This window comes from Pseudoduganella sp. jia 12, from assembly GCF_055502675.1.
In genome coordinates this window covers 13,296-32,641 of record NZ_JBUXKP010000019.1, presented here as the reverse complement: position 1 = coordinate 32,641, position 19,346 = coordinate 13,296, and the positions used below count along the sequence as shown (strand labels likewise).

General features: G+C 67.7%; 15 protein-coding genes. 7 read left to right on the top strand and 8 right to left on the bottom strand.

Going from position 1 to position 19,346, the window contains the following annotated elements; all coding sequences use genetic code 11:
• The first annotated feature begins 84 nt into the window (after positions 1-84).
• The 5 genes from ACY65G_RS28860 (at position 85) to ACY65G_RS28840 (ending at position 8,379) form a co-directional block, all read left to right on the top strand.
• Complete coding sequence (locus ACY65G_RS28860; RefSeq protein ID WP_465000726.1) at positions 85-1,215, top strand: mannitol dehydrogenase family protein; 1,131 nt, start codon at positions 85-87, stop codon at positions 1,213-1,215.
• Positions 1,212-2,051, top strand: a complete 840-nt coding sequence (locus ACY65G_RS28855) for an amidohydrolase family protein (protein WP_465000725.1) — start codon at positions 1,212-1,214, stop codon at positions 2,049-2,051. The genes ACY65G_RS28860 and ACY65G_RS28855 overlap by 4 nt, the downstream gene beginning before the upstream one ends.
• Positions 2,052-2,190: 139 nt before the next feature.
• Complete coding sequence (locus ACY65G_RS28850) at positions 2,191-3,837, top strand: amidohydrolase family protein (RefSeq protein ID WP_465000724.1); 1,647 nt, start codon at positions 2,191-2,193, stop codon at positions 3,835-3,837.
• 172 nt (positions 3,838-4,009) lie between these two features.
• On the top strand, positions 4,010-6,049 hold the full coding sequence (locus ACY65G_RS28845; protein WP_465000723.1) for a TonB-dependent receptor domain-containing protein: 2,040 nt from the start codon (positions 4,010-4,012) through the stop codon (positions 6,047-6,049).
• A 290-nt stretch (positions 6,050-6,339) separates the two neighbouring features.
• A complete protein-coding gene (locus ACY65G_RS28840; RefSeq protein WP_465000722.1) occupies positions 6,340-8,379 on the top strand; it encodes a PAS domain-containing sensor histidine kinase in 2,040 nt (679 codons plus the stop codon).
• Between the two features lie 168 nt (positions 8,380-8,547).
• Here the strand turns inward: ACY65G_RS28840 and ACY65G_RS28835 are convergent, their stop codons facing one another.
• The 7 genes from ACY65G_RS28835 to glf form a co-directional block, all read right to left on the bottom strand.
• Positions 8,548-9,972, bottom strand: coding sequence for a hypothetical protein (locus ACY65G_RS28835; protein ID WP_465000721.1), 1,425 nt, complete (start codon positions 9,970-9,972; stop codon positions 8,548-8,550).
• A gap of 613 nt (positions 9,973-10,585) precedes the next feature.
• Positions 10,586-12,022 (bottom strand): efflux transporter outer membrane subunit, encoded by a 1,437-nt coding sequence (locus ACY65G_RS28830; RefSeq protein WP_465000720.1) that lies wholly within the window; start codon positions 12,020-12,022, stop codon positions 10,586-10,588.
• A gap of 10 nt (positions 12,023-12,032) precedes the next feature.
• Positions 12,033-12,959 (bottom strand): efflux RND transporter periplasmic adaptor subunit, encoded by a 927-nt coding sequence (locus tag ACY65G_RS28825; RefSeq protein WP_465000719.1) that lies wholly within the window; start codon positions 12,957-12,959, stop codon positions 12,033-12,035.
• Positions 12,949-13,158: a DUF1656 domain-containing protein gene (locus tag ACY65G_RS28820; RefSeq protein WP_465000718.1), complete on the bottom strand. Its 210-nt coding sequence runs from the start codon at positions 13,156-13,158 to the stop codon at positions 12,949-12,951. Before ACY65G_RS28820 ends, ACY65G_RS28825 begins: the two co-directional genes overlap by 11 nt.
• The gene (locus ACY65G_RS28815; RefSeq protein WP_465000717.1) at positions 13,155-15,185 is read right to left on the bottom strand and encodes an FUSC family protein; all 2,031 of its coding nucleotides are present in this window, start codon (positions 15,183-15,185) and stop codon (positions 13,155-13,157) included. Before ACY65G_RS28815 ends, ACY65G_RS28820 begins: the two co-directional genes overlap by 4 nt.
• Before the next feature lie 6 nt (positions 15,186-15,191).
• Positions 15,192-15,641 carry a MarR family winged helix-turn-helix transcriptional regulator gene (locus tag ACY65G_RS28810; protein ID WP_465000716.1) on the bottom strand — a complete coding sequence of 150 codons (450 nt, stop codon included), beginning with the start codon at positions 15,639-15,641 and terminating at the stop codon, positions 15,192-15,194.
• Positions 15,642-15,877: 236 nt separating this feature from the next.
• A complete protein-coding gene (glf, locus tag ACY65G_RS28805) occupies positions 15,878-17,032 on the bottom strand; it encodes a UDP-galactopyranose mutase (RefSeq protein WP_465000715.1) in 1,155 nt (384 codons plus the stop codon).
• A gap of 294 nt (positions 17,033-17,326) precedes the next feature.
• On the opposite strand from glf, the gene ACY65G_RS28800 reads away from it, so the two are divergent.
• The gene (locus ACY65G_RS28800) at positions 17,327-17,755 is read left to right on the top strand and encodes a hypothetical protein (RefSeq protein ID WP_465000714.1); all 429 of its coding nucleotides are present in this window, start codon (positions 17,327-17,329) and stop codon (positions 17,753-17,755) included.
• Here the strand turns inward: ACY65G_RS28800 and ACY65G_RS28795 are convergent.
• Positions 17,728-18,822, bottom strand: coding sequence for a calcium:cation antiporter (locus ACY65G_RS28795; RefSeq protein ID WP_465000713.1), 1,095 nt, complete (start codon positions 18,820-18,822; stop codon positions 17,728-17,730). The two genes, ACY65G_RS28800 and ACY65G_RS28795, sit on opposite strands and share 28 nt — an antisense overlap.
• A 25-nt stretch (positions 18,823-18,847) precedes the next feature.
• Between ACY65G_RS28795 and ACY65G_RS28790 the strand changes: the two genes are divergently transcribed.
• The gene (locus ACY65G_RS28790) at positions 18,848-19,102 is read left to right on the top strand and encodes a hypothetical protein (protein ID WP_465000712.1); all 255 of its coding nucleotides are present in this window, start codon (positions 18,848-18,850) and stop codon (positions 19,100-19,102) included.
• Positions 19,103-19,346: the final 244 nt, after the last annotated feature.

Genomic DNA, 19,346 nt, shown 5'->3' with positions numbered 1-19,346 from the left:
ACATGCGGGCGTTAAAACTTGTGATGACACCGGTCGTCTTGGTATGGTATATATTTAATACAAACGACATGGAGACTTCCGCGGATGACAACCGAAACCCCCATCCTGCAATTCGGCACCAGCCGCTTCCTGCAGGCGCACGTCGACCTGTTCGTCGACGAAGCGCTGGAACGGCATGAAGCGTTGGGGCGCATCGCGGTGGTGCAGACCACCGGCAACCCGCAGAGCCTGCGCCGGATCGCCGCGCTGGCCGCGCCGGGCGGCTTCCCGGTGCGTATCCGCGGCCGCGAGCGGGGCCAGGTGGTCGCGGACGAGCGGCAAGTCACCGCGATCGCGGCGGGATTCGATGCCGCGCGCGACTGGGCCGCGCTCCGCTCGCTGGTGGCGACGACGGTGCGGGTGATCGTGTCGAACACGGGCGATCGCGGTTATGAACCGGCGGCCGGCGACGGGCCGCACCTGCTCGATGGCGATGCGCCGCCGCGCGGCTTCCCGGCCAAGCTGCTGGTGCTGCTGCACGGGCGCTGGCGCGCCGGCGGCGCGGCCGTCACGCTGTATCCGTGCGAGCTGGTCGCCAACAACGGCAGCGTGCTGCGCGACGTGGTGGCGAACCTGGCGCGCGCATGGCGCCTGGACGAAGCGTTCATCGGCTGGCTGCAGGGCCGCTGCATCTGGGTCGATTCCCTGGTGGACCGCATCGTTTCCGAGGCGATCGAACCGGCCGGCGCCGTGGCCGAACCCTATGCGATCTGGGTCATGCAGGCGCAGCCTGGCATGGTGCTGCCATGCCGCCATTCGCGCATCGTGGTGACGGACCGGCTGGCACCGTACGAACGCCGCAAGCTGTTCCTGCTCAATGCCGCGCACACATTCCTCGCCGAACGCTGGCTGGTCGAACGCCGCGCGGCCGATGAAACGGTGGGGCAGGCGATCGCCGATCCGTTGCTGCGGCGCGACCTGGAAGCGCTGTGGGAAGACGAGATCCTGCCCGTATTCGATGCAATGAACGAGGGGCCGGCAGCGCGCGCCTACGTGGCCGAAGTGCGCGACCGGTTCGCCAATCCCTTTCTTGCGCACTGCCTGGCCGATATCGCCCAGAACCATGGCGAGAAAAAGCGCCGGCGGCTGCTGCCGATCGTCGTGCTGGCCAGCGAGCTGGCACTGGGCCTGCCGCAGCCGCGCCTGTCCGCCGCGCTGCACATGGAGGCCGCATGAGGATCGACGCCCACCAGCACTTCTGGCAACTGGCCGCGCGCCATGGCGGCTGGCCGCCACCGGAACTGGCCGCCATCCACCGCGATTTCGCGCCGCTCGACCTGGCGCCGCTGCTGCGCGAACACGGTATCGGCGCGACGGTGCTGGTGCAGTCGCTGCCGGAGGAAGCCGATACGTGCTTCATGCTCGATCTCGCGGACCGGTTCCCGTTCATCGGCGCCGTGGTGGGATGGACGGACCTGAAGGCACTCGATGCGCCTGAGCGGATCGCCGCGCTGGCGGCGCACACGAAGCTGCGCGGCTTGCGGCCGATGCTGCAGGACATGGACGACGACAGGTGGATCGACGATCCCGCGCTCGACGCGGCCGTGGAGGCGATGCTGCGCCATGGACTGGCCTTCGACGCCCTGGTGCTGCCGCGGCACCTGCCCGCGTTGCTCGCCTTCGCGCATCGCCATCCGGCGCTGCCCATCGTCATCGATCACCTGGCCAAGCCGGCCATTGCCACCAGTGCCGGTAAAGCCATGGCACGCTGGCGCGACGCTATCGCCACGCTGGCCGCGCTGCCGCATGTGCACTGCAAGCTGTCCGGCCTTGTCACGGAGGCGGGGCAGGGCTGGACGGTGGAGCGGCTGCGGCCCTGCGCGAGCCATGTGCTGGAAACATTCGGCGCGGGTCGCGTGCTGTGGGGCAGCGACTGGCCGGTGCTCGACCTGGCGGCCGACTACGGCCGCTGGATCGCCGCCAGCGAGGCGCTGCTGGCGCACCTGGACGCGCCGGCGCGCGCGGCCGTATTCGGGGAAAATGCCCGCCGGTTCTACCGGATCGACGGGTGAATGGCCGCGCTGCTGATCCTTATTGCATTCTTCTAGTGACAATCAAAATACAATTTACCTGAACTTCGATCCGCCATCCCGTGCCATCCTCGCCCGCATTCGCCGGCAAACGGCGGCCAACAGCGCGATGGAGGGCACCATGATCCAGTTCAATGGCAGTCAACGGCAGGGCGGTGCGCGGCACCGGGGGCGCAGGAAGATCCTGGCCGGCGACGTGGTCACGATGGATGCGGGGCACAGGATCGTGCGGCAGGGCCGCCTGTGCATCGACGGCGCCGCGATCGCGGCGATCCTCGCGCCGGGCGAGCCGCTGCCGGCCGGTTTCGCCGATGTCGAGGTCACCGAGACGGCGGGCACCATCTTCCCCGGCCTGGTCGACCTGCACAACCACCTCACCTACAACATGCTGCCCCTGTGGCAGGTACAGAAGCGCTACACGAACCGCAACCAGTGGCGCACGCAGGAGACGAGCTACCAGTCCGACGTGGCCCGGCCGGCCAGCCTGCTGGCGCGCCATCCCGATGCCGGCTACACGCAGGCGATCATCCGCTATGCCGAGTGCCGCAGCCTGTTCGGCGGGGTGACGACGGCGCAGGGCATGTCGCTGTCGTCGACGAACGGCACGCGCAAGCTGTTCGAGGGGCTGGTGCGCAACGTCGAGCAGCCGCTCGAACAGGACTGGCCGATCGCAGGGTGCCAGACGCTGGACTACCATCCCGGGGAAATCAGGAGCAAGCTGGTGCCGGCGCTGGCGACCGGCATGCCGTTCTTCTACCACCTGAGCGAGGGCACGGACCGCGGCGCGCGCCAGCGTTTTCGCGACCTGCTGCTGGAAGATGGCAGGTGGGCCGTGGGCAAGTCGATGATCTGCATCCATTGCGTGGCCCTGAAGTCGCGCGACTTCAACGTGATGGCGCGCACCGCTGGCATAGTCTGGTCGCCCACCAGCAACCTGCTGCTGTATGGCAGGACAGCCGATGTCGCGGCCGCGAAGAAGCGCGGCGTGCCGATCGCCCTCGGCGCGGACTGGAGCCCGAGCGGCTGCAAGAACCTGCTCGGCGAACTGAAAGTGGCGCGGGCAGTGAGCGCGAAACGAAGCACGACCGGGGGCGGCCTGTTCACCCCGCGCGAACTGGTGGCGATGGTCACGTCGGTGCCGGCGACCATGCTGGGGTGGGCGAGCCACGTGGGCTCGATCGCGGCGGGCCTGCGCGCCGACCTGCTGATCATCGACGGCACGCATGCCGACCCGTACACGGCACTGATCGACGCCGGCGAGACGGCGATCCGCGCCATCCTCATCGATGGCCGTATCCGCGTGGGCGAGGCGGCCGCGTTCACCGTCGGCGATCCGCTGACGAGCGAGTCGTTTTCCATCGGCGGCAAGGAATACCACATCGACCTGGTGGAAGAGGGCGACGACGCGATGGGCGGCATGACGCTGGCGGCAGCCGTGGACAAGCTGGCCTACGGCCTGGAACACCTGCCGGAACTCGCCGAAGAGGCGGCACGGCCGGCACCTGCGATGGCGATGTCGATGGCGCGCGGCGCGGCCCCGGCATGGCGGCTGGAACTCGAGATGGAAGATCACGACGATCACGCGCACGCCGGCCCGCCTGCGCACGCGCGCGCGGCGGCGGGGATCGCCTTGCGTGCGACGGCCGAAACGCCGGTGCGCCCCATGGCCCTCGACCCGATCACCGCGGTGGACGACAACCTGTTCATCGACCGCCTTCTCGGCAATCCCAACTTGCCGGCGTATGTGCGGAAAAGCCTGCGGCAGTAAGGGGGCGACGGCCAGGGCAGGAAAGACACCGGCCACGAAAGGGTTTTATTTTAGTCATGTAGTTGCTACAATCGTAATGATAAGCATTCTCATTGCGGCGCAGACCGCATGACCATCATTACCCAGCGACCCGGAAGGCAGCGAGGTATCCACCACCTTCCGGAAGATCGCCATGACCCACATTGCCGTTCCCGCCCTGTCGACACGCCTGCGTGCCGTTCCCGCCATCCTGTCGTCCGCATTCGCGCTGGCCGCGGCCAGCACGATGACCCATGCCGCGGCCGCCGCCGGGGCGGCCATGCCCACGGTGGTCGTCACCGCCTCCGGCACCGCGACCGATATCCACGACGCGCCGGCCAGCATCAGCGTCATCACGCGCGAGGAAATCGAACGCCAGCCCGTCATCGACCTGAACACGCTGCTGCGCCGCATTCCCGGCGTGACCGGCGGCACCAGCCCCGTCGGCGAGGAATCAAAGATCAAGCTGCGCGGCTTGCCCGACAAGTACACGCTGATCCTGGTGGACGGCAAGCGGGTCGGCAGCTCGGCCGACACAGCCTACCGGCCCGACCTGGGCCGCCAGGACCTGAACTGGATCTCGCCCGAGATGATCGAACGGATCGAAGTGGTGCGCGGCCCGATGTCGTCGCTGTACGGATCGGACGCGATGGGTGGCGTCATCAACATCATCACCCGCAAGGTCCCCGGCAAGTGGAACGGTTCGGCCACGGCGAACTACACGAAGCCGCAGGACAGCGGGCGCGGCGCCGCCCACCAGCTGGGCGCGAACATCGCCGGCCCGCTGTCGGACACGGTGGGCATGCGCCTGGGCGTAGGCCAGACGAAGCAGGAGGCCGACGAGGCGGTGCGCGGCAATGCGGGCGGCATCGGCGGGGTGCGCAACCAGTCCGTGACCGGGCAGCTCAGCTGGGCGCTGGACAAGCGGCACAGCCTCGTGCTCGATGCCAGCTACGGCCGCCAGGAAGCGAGCGATTCGCCCACGGTGGATCCGGACGGCGATCCGCTGTTCTCCGCCTGGGGCGCGAACAAGCTCATACGCAAGAGCGCGGGGCTGGGCTATGAGGGCCGCTTCGGCGCCGGCACGGCCAGGGTCAACCTGTACCACAACGATTTCGACAACCGCATCGCGGATGCCGTCGCCAGGTCGAAGGACACGATCCTGGACGGCACGTTCGAGATGCGCCGCCACCTGCTCGTGGAGCACCTGCTGGTGCTGGGTGGGCAGTGGAAGGACCAGGAACTGACCAATACCGACACGATCGGCACGATCCCCACCGATTACCTGGGCAATCCGGTTGGCGGCGCCACGCTGTCCGGCCACACGTCGGCCCTCTTCGCGGAAGACCAGGTCTTCCTGCGCGACGACCTGACGGCCACGCTGGGCCTGCGCCTCGACCACCACGGCCGGTTCGGCAACCACACCAGCCCGCGCCTGTACCTGGTGCACCATCCGCTGCCGGCGTGGACGATCAAGGGCGGCGTATCGCGCGGCTTCCGCGCCCCCAGCCTGAAGGAAAACTCGCCGTCCGCCGCCACGCAATCGGGCGGCGGCGGCTGCGGTTCGCTGCGCCCGCTCGGCTACGTGCGGGGCGGCTGCTACATGGCGGGAAACGCGGACCTGGTGCCGGAGACCAGCACCGCCGCCGAACTTGCCGTGGCCTACGAAAAGGATGGCTGGGATGCCGGCCTCACGTACTTCCATACGGACTTCAAGAACAAGATCGACTACGCGCCGCTCGGTTTCTTCCAGGGGCGCTGGTGGACGAAGATGACCAACATTCAGAAGGCCCGTACCAGCGGGCTGGAAGGTACGCTGACGGTGCCGCTCACGAAGTCGCTGAACTGGCGCAACAACGTCACGTGGATGCGCGAGGCGAAGAACCTCACCACCGGCGCCAACCTGCTGTCCACGCCGCGGCTGTCGTGGTACTCGGCCCTGGGCTGGCAAGCCACCGACCGCCTGTTCGGCGAGCTGTCGGCCCAATACACCGGTCGCGAACTCAATGCCGGCGTGGCGGCCAACCACGCCTACACGATCGTCGACGCGGTCGTGTCGTACAAGCTCATGCCCGGGTGGACGGTGCGCGGCGGCGTCGAAAACCTGTTCAGGAAGGGGCCGACGGCCGATGGGGTGGTTGATTATTACGTGCCGGGCCGGCGCATGTTCGCGGGGGTGACGTCGCGCTTCTGACCGCGGTGTTGTAAGAATCCCGGGACAGTCCCTCCGGAGAAGACAGTTCCCGCAGGAGGGACCGGCCCTGGCTGCTTTCCAACAGTTTTCGTGGCGTAGGCGCGACAGGGGGTATGACTGCACCATCGTCGATCGCATCGTTCACGTGAACATCCAGCCGGTGTCGCTGGTGAAGATCAAGTATCGAAATCGAACGTACCGGCCGGCCCTCCAGCGGGGCAAAGCACCGCTGTCGCGGCCGCCTCGTCCGATCCAGTAGAATCTGGCCTTCCCCGCAACCGGCCACTTTCGTGACACACCAGGACCAGCTTCTCGCCTTTACCCTCAACGGTGGCGCTACCGGCGCGCGGATGCGCGCACGCGACTGGTCCGATCACCCGCTCGGTGCCATGCAGCAATGGCCGTCGGCGCTGCGTACCACGCTGGGCATCGTGCTCGGCTCGTCGTTCCCCACCTTCCTCACGTGGGGCGAAGCGAACCACCTGTTCCATAACGACGCCTACGTGCCCATGCTCGGCAAGAGGGCGGACGGTACGCTCGGCCTGCCGTACGAGCAGGTGTGGAGCGAAGTGTGGGCGGATCTCGGGCCCTACGTGGCCCGCGTAAAGGACGGCGAATCGTTTTTCTTCGAGAATTACGCCACCACGCTGTACCGCAACGGCGCGCCGGAACAGACGTGGTTCACGTTCTCGTTCAGCCCCGTGCGCGACGAGGCGGGACTCGTGCGCGGCATGCTGTGCACCGTGATCGAAGTTACCGACAAGGTGCTGGCGCTGGCCCGGCACAAGGAGGCCGAGGAGCGGCTGGCGTTGTCGCTGGAGGCATCCGGCAATATCGGCACCTGGTCCGTGGACCTCGAGACCTCGTCCACGCATGTCGACGAACGCTTCGCGCGCCTGTTCCAGGTCGATGCCACCGTGGCGATGGCGGGCACTGAGCTGGCGCGTTTCACCGACATGATCCACGCCGAAGACCGGCCGCACGTGCTGGCCGCGATCGACCGGGCGATCCGCGACGAAACACTGTACGACACCGAATACCGCATTCCGCAGCGCTCGGGAATCGACGTGTGGATCAATGCACGCGGCAAGGTATTCACCAGCATCGAAACGGGCCGGCGCCAATTCGCCGGCATCGCCATCGACGTCACCGAACGCAGGCTGGCGGAGCGGCGCCGCATCGAGAGCGAGCAGGCGGCGGCCGAAGCGTCCGCGCGGGCCGCCGCGAGCTTGCGGATGATGGAAGACAGCGAAACGCGCTTCCGCCTGATGGCCGACGACATTCCGCAGATCGTCTGGGGCGCCAACACCGCCGGTGTCAACGATTACGTGAATACCCGCTGGTTCGAGTACACGGGCGAGCCGCTGCCTCGCCCGCCGGACTGGGACTGGCGGCCGATGATCCACCCGGACGACCTGGCGGTGCTGGAAGAAACCTGGCGCGCCAGCCTCGCCACCGGCCGCCGCTTCGAGATCGAGCACCGGCTATGGCACCACACTGGCCAGTTCCGCTGGGTGCTGAACCGTGCCGTGCCGACGACGGATGCGATAGGGCCGGACACCCGCTGGCTCGGCACGCTGACCGACATCCACGACAAGAAGACCGGCGAGGAAGAGTTGCGCACGCAGTCGCGCCGCAAGGACGAATTCCTGGCCATGCTGGCGCACGAGCTGCGCAACCCGCTGGCGCCAATCAGCACCGCCGCCCACATGCTGGCGCTGGGGCGCCTCGATGCGGAGCAGGCGCGCCGGTCCAGCGAAGTGATCGTGCGGCAGGTGCGGCACATGACAAGCCTCGTCGACGACCTGCTCGACGTGTCGCGCGTCACGCGCGGGCTGGTCGAACTGGACTGCGAAGCGGTCGACCTGCCTGCCGTGCTGGCCAGCGCCATCGAACAGGTGCGCCCGCTGGTCGACGCGCGCGGCCATGCAATGGCCGTGGAAACAGTAGTGCATGCGGCGGGCGGGCTGCCGCCGGTGCGCGGCGACCGCGTGCGCCTCGTGCAGGTTGTCACCAACCTGCTGAACAACGCGGCCAAGTACACGCCGCCGGGCGGGCGCATCGCCGTGTCGGTGACGGCCGCCGCGGGCAGCGTGGTCATCGCCGTGCGCGACAACGGTGTCGGCATCGCCGCCCACGTGCTGCCCCACGTGTTCGAACTGTTCACGCAGGCCGAGCGCACGCCCGACCGCTCCCAGGGTGGCCTGGGCATCGGCCTCGCGCTGGTGCAGAGCCTCGTGCAACTGCATGGCGGCAGCGTGGCTGCCGCCAGCGCGGGCCTGGGGCAGGGAAGTACGTTCACGGTGACGCTGCCGGCGGCAGCGGCATGAGGGCAGGGGGGCAGTTATCGTTTTGGGTGATGATTGGTATGGCCACAATAAATTGGCCTGACCGGTGTGCAGGTGGCATGATGCACCTGTCTCCTCCAATTTCCCAAGAATTGGAATTTGCCGGCCTCAGCGCCGGCTTTTTTTTGCCCGGCGCTTCGGCGCGCCGTATTACGGCAGCAGGGCAAGGACCGCCTTGACGGCGGTCGTGACCGGCGCGGCCATTTCGGCCACCGTCTTGGCCGCTTCGAGCAGGCCGCTGGCGGTAACATCGTAGAGCGCCTTGCGCGGCTTGGCCGCGGTGGCCTCCGACGTCAGCGTCACGAGATCGCGCGTCACCTGTTCGGCTTCCTCCGCTGGCAGCCGCTTTGCCAGATCGGCCACGCGGGCCGTCAGGTTCTTCAGTTCCTGTTTCAGCGCATCGTCCACGTTCGCGCTCGCGGCCTTGTTGAAGCTGTTTTCGATATTGGCCGCGGTGACAAGGTTGAAATCGCCCGTGACGCTGACGTTCCCCATCTGGATGCTGGTATTCATATAGTCTCCCTCAATGATATTCGTGACCATCGACCTGCTTGCCGCACGGATGAAGTGGTCCACCTTCAGCGCCACCTGGCGGCGCATCTTGTCCAGGCTTGCCGTTTCGCCTTCGAACGCGGCACCGAACGCCTGCCTGGCGGCATCGAGCATGGCGGTCTGGTCGAGCCCGAATCGCTGCGCCTTGTTCAGCAGCCGCAGCGACTCGTTCAGGTACTCCTGGATCGCCTCCGACACGGGCGAACCCGGTTCCAGTTTCAGACGGTCGGTGCGTTGCAGGTTGACCAGCACGCATTTCAGGCACTCCCGCTCCGTATGCAGGCGCACCAGGTGGATCCGCAGGCGCCGCAACGCATCCGGGTCGCCCGCCTGCGTGCGGATCAGCCATGCACTGCATCGCTGCTTGCCGAACTGCAGCCATGCGTGGGACAGCGTGGCACCGGCCTCCGGAATCTCCAGTACCTTGCGCACATGCGTGGGGCCGGCTGCCATGCTGTCGTGCTCCACGATCATGGACGGCAGGCCTGGGGACAGCCACCAGCGCGGCAAGTCCGCCGGCTGGGCCATGGCGTGTTCCGTGGTGGCATGCAGGAAATGGTCCGCCAGCAGGTCGCCCGCTTCGATCAGTTTCGATGCGACGGCGGTGCCGCCCCGGCGGATGCGCACGTCGAGCTGGCTCAGCTTCTGCATGACGGACACCAGCGCCACCGGTTGCGGCACGGTGTGGCTCACCTTGACGGCCAGCTCCATCCGCGACACGACGCCGTCGGAATAAAAGCGGCGATGCAGCACCCGGACGGGCATTGGCGGCGCCGCCGGCGCGGCCGCTTCGAGGTGGCGCATCCGGTCGCCGAATCTGATGGCCGAGCTGGCGTCGCCGTACACGTCTTCGCCCGCCCATTCGCTCACGCCACCCGAGCGGCGCGAGTTGACGAGCCCGGAAGAGCGGATGAAGTCCCGCCCGGGGCTGGCGATCGGCCAGGCGGGAACCTGCAGCCGGCCGCCATGGCCGGGCACGAAGTCGCGCACGTCGGCAAAGGGAAACTGGAACACCACGAACATGCGGGACTTCCTGAAGGTCGGGGGCCCCCGGCGGCGAGCGCCAGGGGGGGAGGCAGAGCCATGTTCGGGAATCGAACCCGATTGCCGATGCACTACCCAAAGTGCAGGTGCGTCCAACGCCGGCGCTGTGGCGCCACGAGTCGGGATCAGATGTCCCGCCACGTGACAGCCGAATGAAAGCCTACCAGCGGGATAATGAAAGGGCAATTCATTCCTGCGCACGCAGGCAGGGATGCCGCCGTGTGGCGTGCCGGTGCAACGAATGGATGAGCGGGGAGTACGGCTGTCGGTGCCGCAGATGCGAATGGTTCGTATTTTCCGAACCAACGTTCAAATTAGTGCGCCTTATTTAATCCGCCGGGAAGCCCTACACTAGCCCTGGCGATACAGCTCGCACAGTGTTTCGACAGCGCCTGCCCCATGGCGCGCTTCCCTTCGCGGTGGTCCGGTTTCCCGGCCGCCGCTTTTTTTTTGGGCGCTGCAAGCCGGCTGCGATGCCGACCCCGAAACACTGCGCGAACCGCATTTTCGCTTGCTTTTGCGAAGTGCGCCAGTCCCACTGCACCAGGGCAGGGCATGACGGGCTCGCGGACGGCCCCCGGTTACCCGCCCCTCATCGGCCGGAGCCTTCCCAGCCGCCGCCCAACGCAAGAAACAGGACCACCTGGTCGGCGGCCACCTGCGCATCGGATGCGGCCAGCGCGCTGTCGCCGGTGGCCAGCGTGCGGTCGGCATCGAGCACCGACAGGAAATCGATCTTGCCGGCGTCGTACAGTCGGTGGGACTGGCTGGCGGCCAGTGCGCTCTGCTCGCGCGCGGCCCGCAACGCGGTATTGCGATCAAGTTCGCGCGCATAGACGGTCATCGCCGTTTCCGTTTCCCGGAGGGCGTTCAGCACGATGCCGTCGAATCGGGCCAGCGCGGCGGCCGTGGCGCTTTCCGCTTCCGCCACGCGGGCATGGCCGGCATTCGTGGGCAGTGTCCACGAGATCAGCGGCCCCAGGCTCCAGCGCAGCGCATTGCCGGCGCCGAAGCGGTCGAGCGCGCCCGTGCTGCCCGCCGACAGGCCCAGGCTCACGCTGGGATACAGGTCGCTGGTGGCGACGCCGATGCGGGCCGTGGCGGCGGCCAGGCTGCGTTCGGCGCCGCGGATGTCGGGCCGGCGCTTCAGCAGCGCGGCGCCATCGCCCACGGGCACCGGCTGCGCCAGCCGCGGCACGGCGGTGCAGGCGATCTCGCTGTCCGCCATCTCCGCGGGTGCCCGGCCGGTCAGCGCGGCGAGCCGGAACTGCGCGGTGCGGGTTTGCGCCAGCAGCGGCGGGAGCGCGGCGCGCAACTGTTCGAGCTGGGCGCGGGCACGGGTGTCCTCGAGCGCGGTACCACGGCCGGCACGGATGCGCCGCCCGGTCAGTTCCACGAAGCGCGCCTGCAGGTCGACCGACCGGCGCGCCACGTCCAGCTGGTGGCGGGCGCCGCACGCGTCCACATAGGCACGGGCCGTGTCGGCGGCCACGGTCACGCGCGCCAGGTCGAGCGCCGCCTCGGCGGCCTCGCGGTCGGCGCCGGCGGCTTCCACGCCGCGGCGGATCTTGCCGAACAGGTCGAGCTGGTACGACACGGTGACGCCCGCATCATGGCTGTAGCCATCCGCCAGCGGTTCGGGCAAGCCCTTCGCGGCGGCCGAGGCGCGCCCGTACGCCGGTCCGCCGGAAGCGCCGATGACGGGATCGGCGGCACCGGCCACTTCGCGCTGCACGGCGCGGGCCCGGGCCAGGTTCGCGGCGGCCACGCGCAGGTCGGTATTGGCGGCGAACGCCTTGCCGACCAGCGCATCGAGCGCCGGATCCCGGTACAGCCGCCACCACGCCGGCGGCAACGGTTCGCTGCGGAACGCGGCCTTGTCGTCGCCTGCGGCGCTGGCGAACGGCGCGGCGGCGGCCGGGCGTTCGACCACGGCCCTGGCGGGCAGCCTGTAGTCGGGGCCGACCGTGCCGCAGGCCGCCAGCACGGCCAGCGATGCGAACAAGGGCAGTTGCTTCAGGTTGCGCATGGTGTCCTCCTCACGAACGCGTGGCATGCGCGGTACCGGCCACGGCGGCCGGAGCGGCATGCTTCACGTCGACCGTTACCGTCTGTCCGGCAACGAGGCGCGTGCCCGACGGCAGCGCGTCGAGCTTCACGCGCACCGGAATGCGCTGCGCCAGCCGTACCCAGTTGAACGTGGGATTCACGTTCGACAGCAGGTTCGACGACGTGCTGCGATCGCGGTCGGCGATGCCGCCCGCGAAGCTCTCGACATGGCCATGCAGCGTCGCGGAGGCGCCCATCGGCGTCACCAGCACCGGGTCGCCGATGCCGATCGCGGCCAGCTTGGTTTCCTCGAAATAGCCTTCGACGTAATACGAATCGCGGTCGATCAGCGCCATTACCGCGTGGCCGGCCGTCACGTAGCCGCCCGCCCGCAGGTCCAGGTTCGTGACGGTGCCGTTGACGGTGGAGACGACGCGCGTGCGCTCCAGGTTCAGCCTTGCCACATCGCGGCCGACGATCGCCTGCGCCAGCGCGGCGCGCAGCTCGTCCACCTTCGCGGACGACTGCTCGCGCACTTCCTGCGCCACCAGGTCGCGCAGTTCGGCGTTGCGGCGCGCATCCTTCTCGGCCTGGCCGAGTGCCACGCGCTGCGCCGCCACCGCCGCCTCGGCCTGTCGCAGGGACAGCGCGAAGCGCGATGCATCGATCTCGAACAGCACGTCGCCGGCCTTCACCTGCTGGTTGTCGTGGACCAGCACTTTCGTGACCTGTCCGGTCACATCCGGCGCCACCTGCACCACGTCGGCCTTCACGCGACCGTCGCGCGTCCAGGGTTCCACTTCATAGTGCTGCCACAGGCGCCAGGCGAGGAGGCCGGCCGCCGCCAGCGCGGCCATCGTCACGACAAAGCGCATCAGCGCCAGCGTGGAAGTCTTCAGGTTGGTTTCAATAGCCATAACGGGTCGTCAACAGAGAGAAGCCGCCCAGCAAAATGCCGAACAGCGCGAATTCAAAGAGGGCGGGGTGCCACACGAACCGGTAGAAGCCGACTCGCAGCAGCAATTTGCCGAGCGCGCGGGTGCACACCAGGGCGGCCACCGCGAGCAGCAGCAAGGTGGGTACGTAGAGGCCGTGCAGGCTGACTTCGGCGATCATCGGGACTCCATGGGCAGGGGGGCATAGGGAGCGGCATGCGGAAAGAGGTCGCGCCGCATGCTGGCCAGCGCCGCCGCGGCCGTTTCGCGCACATCCGCTTCCGTCGCGTGACAGACGGCACGCAATGTGTCGTCGAGCTGGGCCAGCAGGTCGTCGCGGCCGGGCGTCGCGCGCGTAACGCCGAAATGCGACGCCAGGCGGTCGAGCAAGGCGCGCAGCGGCACACCGGCCGGTTCCAGCCGCGTGTCGAGACCGCGCAGCTGGGCAATGTGCAGGCCCACGCGCAGTTCGCGCATGTTTTCCAGCGCCGCGGCGCGTACGTCGGGCGCCGCCTTGGCCAGCGCCAGGCGCGGCATCAGCAGGGCCACGCGGTCCACCACGCGCGCCGACACTTCCAGCAACGCGGGGGGCCGGGAGGCGCGTGCCATCTGCACCAGCTCCGCGCGGGCGCGGGCCAGCATGCGGCGCGCCATCCAGGGCGCATCGACTGTGCGCATCATGCGCGTAACAACAGCGGCGGCGATGTAGCCGAGCATCTGCGCCAGCAGGCCGTTGACGAACGAAGCCATGTCGAGCTGGTTCGTATCCTGCAACGCCAGCGTGCTGGCGATACCGATCACGAACGTCAGCGCGTTGCCGTAAGTGGCCGGACGCGCCATGTACACGCCCAGCAGCAGGAAGACGGGCGCCAGCGTGAGCACCAGCATCTCGTAGCTGTGCACCGCCGGCAGCACCACGAGGATGTAGAACACGGAGACCGGCACCGACCATAGCGTGAACTTGACGAAGCCCGTGATCGCCGGAACGGGATCGTCCATCGTGGCGAAGAAGCAGCACGCCACGCCGGCCAGCATCGGCGCGGCGGCACCGGCCGGCCAGCCGGTCAGGATCCAGAACGCGCAGCAGGCCAGGATCGCGATCGCCGCCGCCAGGGCGGAGCGCAGCGCCATGCCGTGGTCGCGGTGCAGTACCGCCGGCGTGAGGTGGGGCGGAGCGGCCGGCGGCGCGCCGTGCATCACGGCATCGATGCTGTCGCGCAGTTCCAGGCTTTCCTCGCAGGCCGCGACCAGCGCCGCGAGCCGCTGCGCCAGGTTCACCAGCAGGATCGTGCGCCACGTCGCATCGGGCGCCAGTTCAGGCGTCAGCGCTTCGAGCCGCGCGCGCAATGCCGCCGCGCGGGCGGGATCGGCGGCGCGGCCTTCCGCGATCCATTGCGCCACGTCGTCCAGCATCGCCTGCCAGTGGGCTTCCACGGGGCCGGTCTGCGCCAGCGCCTGCAGCCGGTCTTCGACGGCCAGGAGCAGCGGCACCATCACGGCCAGGCGGTCATGCAGCGCGTGCACCATCGCGCCGGTCCAGCGCAGGTGCGACGTGTCGAACGGCAGGTGCGTGGACATCACGCGCATGTCGCTGATCTCGGCGGCCAGCGCCAGGCGCACGTGGGTATCGGTTTCCTTGCCGGCGGGGCGCAGGACCTGCAGCATCCAGCCGCGCGCGTCGCCGATCGCGCGGTCCAGCCGGCCCAGCAGCGCCGGTCCGACACCCTGCGGGAAGACCAGCGAATGCACCAGCGTGGCGGACAGGATGCCGACGCCGATTTCCTCGACGCGGGCCAGCGCCGTATCGAACACGGTGGCCGGATCGGCCACCGACGGAAAGCCGATCAGGCCGGCCGTATACCCGGCCAGCATGAAGATATAGGAACGGGGCGTGCGGTCGAGCAGCGACACGTACAGGCACACGGCGACCCAGCACGCCAGGGCCAGCGACAGCAATTCGGGGGCATTGGCCAGGTTCGGCACCAGCGCCACCGTGGCCGCCGAGCCGACGAGCGTGCCGCACACGCGGAACAGCGCCTTCGAACGCACCGCGCCCGCCAGCGGACTGGCCACGATGTACGCGGTCATCATCGCCCAGAACGGGCGCGGCAGTCCGGCCGCCATCGACACGTACAGCGCCAGCATCGACGCCGTGAAACACTTGGCCGAGAACAGCAGTTCGCGCGGGTGCGGGGGTTTCAACAGCATCGCCGCTCAGCCTTTCGCCCGGCCCGCCAACGCCGCGTCGAGCTGCGTGAGCACGCGCACGCAGGCTTCGATGTCGGCCTGCGGCAGCCCGGCGAACAGCTCGCGCCGGAACGGCAGCAGCAACTCTTCCAGCTGGGCGGCACAGTGGCGGCCCTCGGCCGTCAGGTGCAGTGTCTTCGCACGCCGGTCGGCCGGATCGTCCTGCCGCGTCACGAGGCCGGCCGTCACGAGCTGGTCGATGATGCGCACGAGCGACGGCGGCTCGACGCCGAGCGCCTCGGCCACCGTGCCCGGCCGCACGCCATCGCCGAGGCGGGCAATCATCACGACCGGCCAGCCACTGGCGTGCGACAGCGCGAACGTGCCGGCCACCCGGTCCGCCGCCGCCTTGTAGGCCCGCGCCGAGTGGATCAGCGAGTGCGTGAGTGACATCAGCGTCTTGTCGAGGTCGGTCATGGCGTCGGTTTTAGATTAGGATGCGAAAGTTTAGCATCCTAAGTAAATCGGCGCAACTCGCCAGGGCCGGTGCTGCGGCAATCGGCAGGGACGATGAAAGATGGAAACGCAGGGGAAGCGCAGGGGAAATGCAGGGGAAATGCAGGGGAAATGCAGCAGGGAAACGCAGGCGCGCGGCGATGCAGGCGCCCGGTTGTAGCCGGCCGGTCGGGAAGACCGGCCGCAACGGGACTGGATCAGCCCAGCGGATTGATGACGAACGCCGGCATCTGTGCCTTCTCGTTCGCGCATTCGAGGAACTTGTCCGCCGTTTTCAGCGCCTCGTCGATGGTCACGTCCATGTCGAGGTAACGGTAGGTGCCCAGGCGGCCGATGAAGGTCACGTTGGGTTCGTCGTTCGCCAGGTTCACGTATTTTTCCAGCTGCACCTTGTCGCGCGCCAGGCGGATCGGGTAGTACGGCGTGTCGCCTTCCTCGCACTGCCGGCTGTACTCGAAGTAGCAGACGGTGCCTTCATGCTGTTCCCACGGCGAGAAGTGCTTGTGCTCGGTGATGCGCGTATAGCGCTGGGCGTTGTCGCAATAGTTGATCACGGCATTGCCCTGGTAATCGCCCTGGTCGCGGTGCACTTCGAAGTCCAGCGTGCGGTAAGGCAGGCGGCCTTCGCGGTGGCCGAACCAGGCATCGATCGGGCCGCTGTAGAACACGTGGGCGTAGTCGGACTTCTGTTCCGGCTTGAACGGCGTGTTCAGGTACACGGTAATGCCCGGCACGTCGAGGATCTTTTCCACGATCGCCGTGTAGCCGTCCTTCGGCATGCCCTGGTACTTGTGGCTGAAATAATTGTCGTCGTAGTTGAAGCGCACGGGCAGCCGCTTCAGGATGCTGGCCGGCAGCTCGGTGGGATCGAGGCCCCACTGCTTCACGGTATACGTCTTGAAGAACGCTTCGTACAGGTCGCGGCCGACGAAGCGCAGTGCCTGGTCTTCGAACGTGACCGGGTTCTCGATCGTCTTGTCGCCCTGCTCGGCGAGGAATTCCTGCGCCTCGGCCGGCCGCAAGGTCTTGTTGAAGAACTGGTTGATCGTCAGCAGGTTGATCGGCAGCGTGTACACGCGGTTGTTCGTGATCGCCTTCACGCGGTTCACGTAAGGCTTGAATTCGGAAAACTCGTTTACGAACTTCCATACCCGCTCGTTATCGGTATGGAAGATGTGCGGGCCATAGATGTGGACCATCACATTGGTTTCGGCATCGCGCTCGGAATGGCAATTGCCCGCGATATGCGACCGTGATTCGAACACTTCGACTTGGTAGCCCGCTTTCGCGAGCTGGTGCGCGATTACTGCGCCGGAGAAGCCTGCCCCGATAATAGCTACGTTCTTTGTCATCACGCTCACTTGGTTTTTAGGGTGGTTGAAATGCGCAATTGAATGCTGTGCCTGAATACGTGTCTTAAATAAGTGTCTTCAATAAGTGTCTTCAATACATGTCGCCTTTGCGGCTCCGGATGCCGGACGACGTGGCAAGATTACCATGTAAAAAAAACAAGCGTTGCACGTTACCGTGGCGAATTCACAAATGCCTGCAAGTTGTGCCGTTGCGTTCGCGGCCGCACCTCGTCGCTCCCGGCTCTCGCCCAAGATCGGCCCGCCATTTGGCATGTCGACAAGCGAGGCATGGGGGTGGATGGAGACGTCCTGATCGTCGGTGGCGTGCTGGCCGACGGCACGCGGCTCGGCGGCGAGGTCGTCAGCGCGCTGCCGCCAACGGCGCTGAACGGGATCGTGCCGCCGGCTTGGCGCGCGATGGCCCCGTTCCGGCAACTGCCTTCATTTAAACCGAGCCCCTACCTGTGCGTATACCTGTGGTTCGACCGCGCGTTTTCGATCGAGCGCTTCTGGGCGCACCCGTACTCGCCGGAACGCCTCAACGACGATTTCTACGACCTGCGCCAGATCCGTACCGGCCGGCAGGACAGGGCGACGGTGGTGTGCTCGAACATCATCTACAGCCATCGCGCCCATCACATGAGCGATGACATGGCTCGTGCGCAAGCTCGCCGGCAAGCCGGCGGGCCCCGAGGTCAAGGCACGATCGTGACGAACAGGTAGACGGCGAAGATCACCACGTGCACCATGCCCTGCATGATCGTCGTGCGGCCATTGCCCAGCGAGAGCGTGGCCACGATGATCGACAGCAGCAGCAGCACCGTGGACTTCACGTCGATGCCCAGCGACAGCGTCCAGCCGTTCGCCAGCGACACGATGGCCACGGCCGGAATCGTCAGGCCGATGCTGGCCAGCGCGGAACCGAGCGCCAGGTTCAGGCTCGTCTGCAGCCGGTTCGCGCGGGCCGCCTGGAACGCGGCGATCCCTTCGGGCAGCAGCACGACGGCCGCGATGATGATGCCCACCAGCGCCTTCGGCGCGCCGAGCGCCACCACGGCCGCTTCCAGCGGCGGCGACAGCGACTTGGCCAGCAGCACCACGCTGCCCAGGCAGACCAGCAGCAGCGCGCTGCTCCACCACATGATCTTCCGGGGCGGCGGCGGCGCGTGCACGGCCTCGTCCGCGGTAGCCACCTCGGGCAGGAAGTAATCGCGGTGCCGCACGGTCTGCACGAGCACGAAGGTACCGTACAGCACCAGCGAGATCACGGCGATGAACACCAGCTGGCTGCTGCTGTAGAAGGGCCCCGGCGTCGTGGTGGTGTAGTTCGGCAGCACCATCGTCAGCACGGCGATCGCCGACAGCGTGGCCAGCGCGGCGGAAACGCCCGTCTGCGTAAAACGCTGCTCGCCATGGCGCCGCGCGCCGGCCAGCAGGCAGATGCCGACCATGCCGTTCAGGATCAGCATCACGGCGGCATACACGGTATCGCGGGCCAGCCCCGTGGTGGACTCGCCGCCGGCGATCATCAGCGACACGATCAGCGCCACTTCGATCGACGTGACCGCCACCGCGAGCACCAGCGTGCCATACGGTTCGCCGATCCGGTGCGCCACCACTTCGGCATGGAACACGGCGGCCAGTACGCCGGCGAACAGGCCGGCGGCCAGCAGCGCGATATACACGCCGCCGAACATGTCGCCGAGGCCGGCGGCTTTGCCGGCCAGCAGCAGCCAGGCGGCGATGGGTGCCGCGATGGTCCACGCGGGCAGGGAATTCGAGATTTTCATGGCATTTTGATGATTGTTGACGTTGATGCCGCCCTGGCAACGCACGGCGGCACGGCCGCAGTGTACACGGGACGCCGTGCCGGAGTCGGGGCCGAAGGAGGCCGGGCAGATCCAGCAGCAGATCCAGGCACTGCAGCAGCGCATCGCGCAATTGCAGGCCGAGGCGGCCGAGCGGGCGGCGGCGCAGGCACAAAAGGCGCAGCAGGATCGGAAGCAGGTGGAGCAGAAGCAGAGCCGCGGGAAGGGGGCGCTGGGCAGCGTGATCGATACATGCGCCTGAAGAGGCCGGCGGCATGGGGGAAAGCAGTGTCGGACTCATGCCGTTCAGATAAGCCGAGCCCAGAAGCAGATTCCGGGGTCAGGGAGGAGCGCTGGCCTGCAGGCCAGCGCCGCTTTGCCGGCAAGGAACGGTGCTCCTTGAAATCCCGGCAAAGCCCCGGCGGGTCTGACCCCAGCCCTTCGCTGTTGGGGTGTCTGACACTGGTGTTCGGCAGCCAACGGCTACCGGTTGATGCAATCGAGCC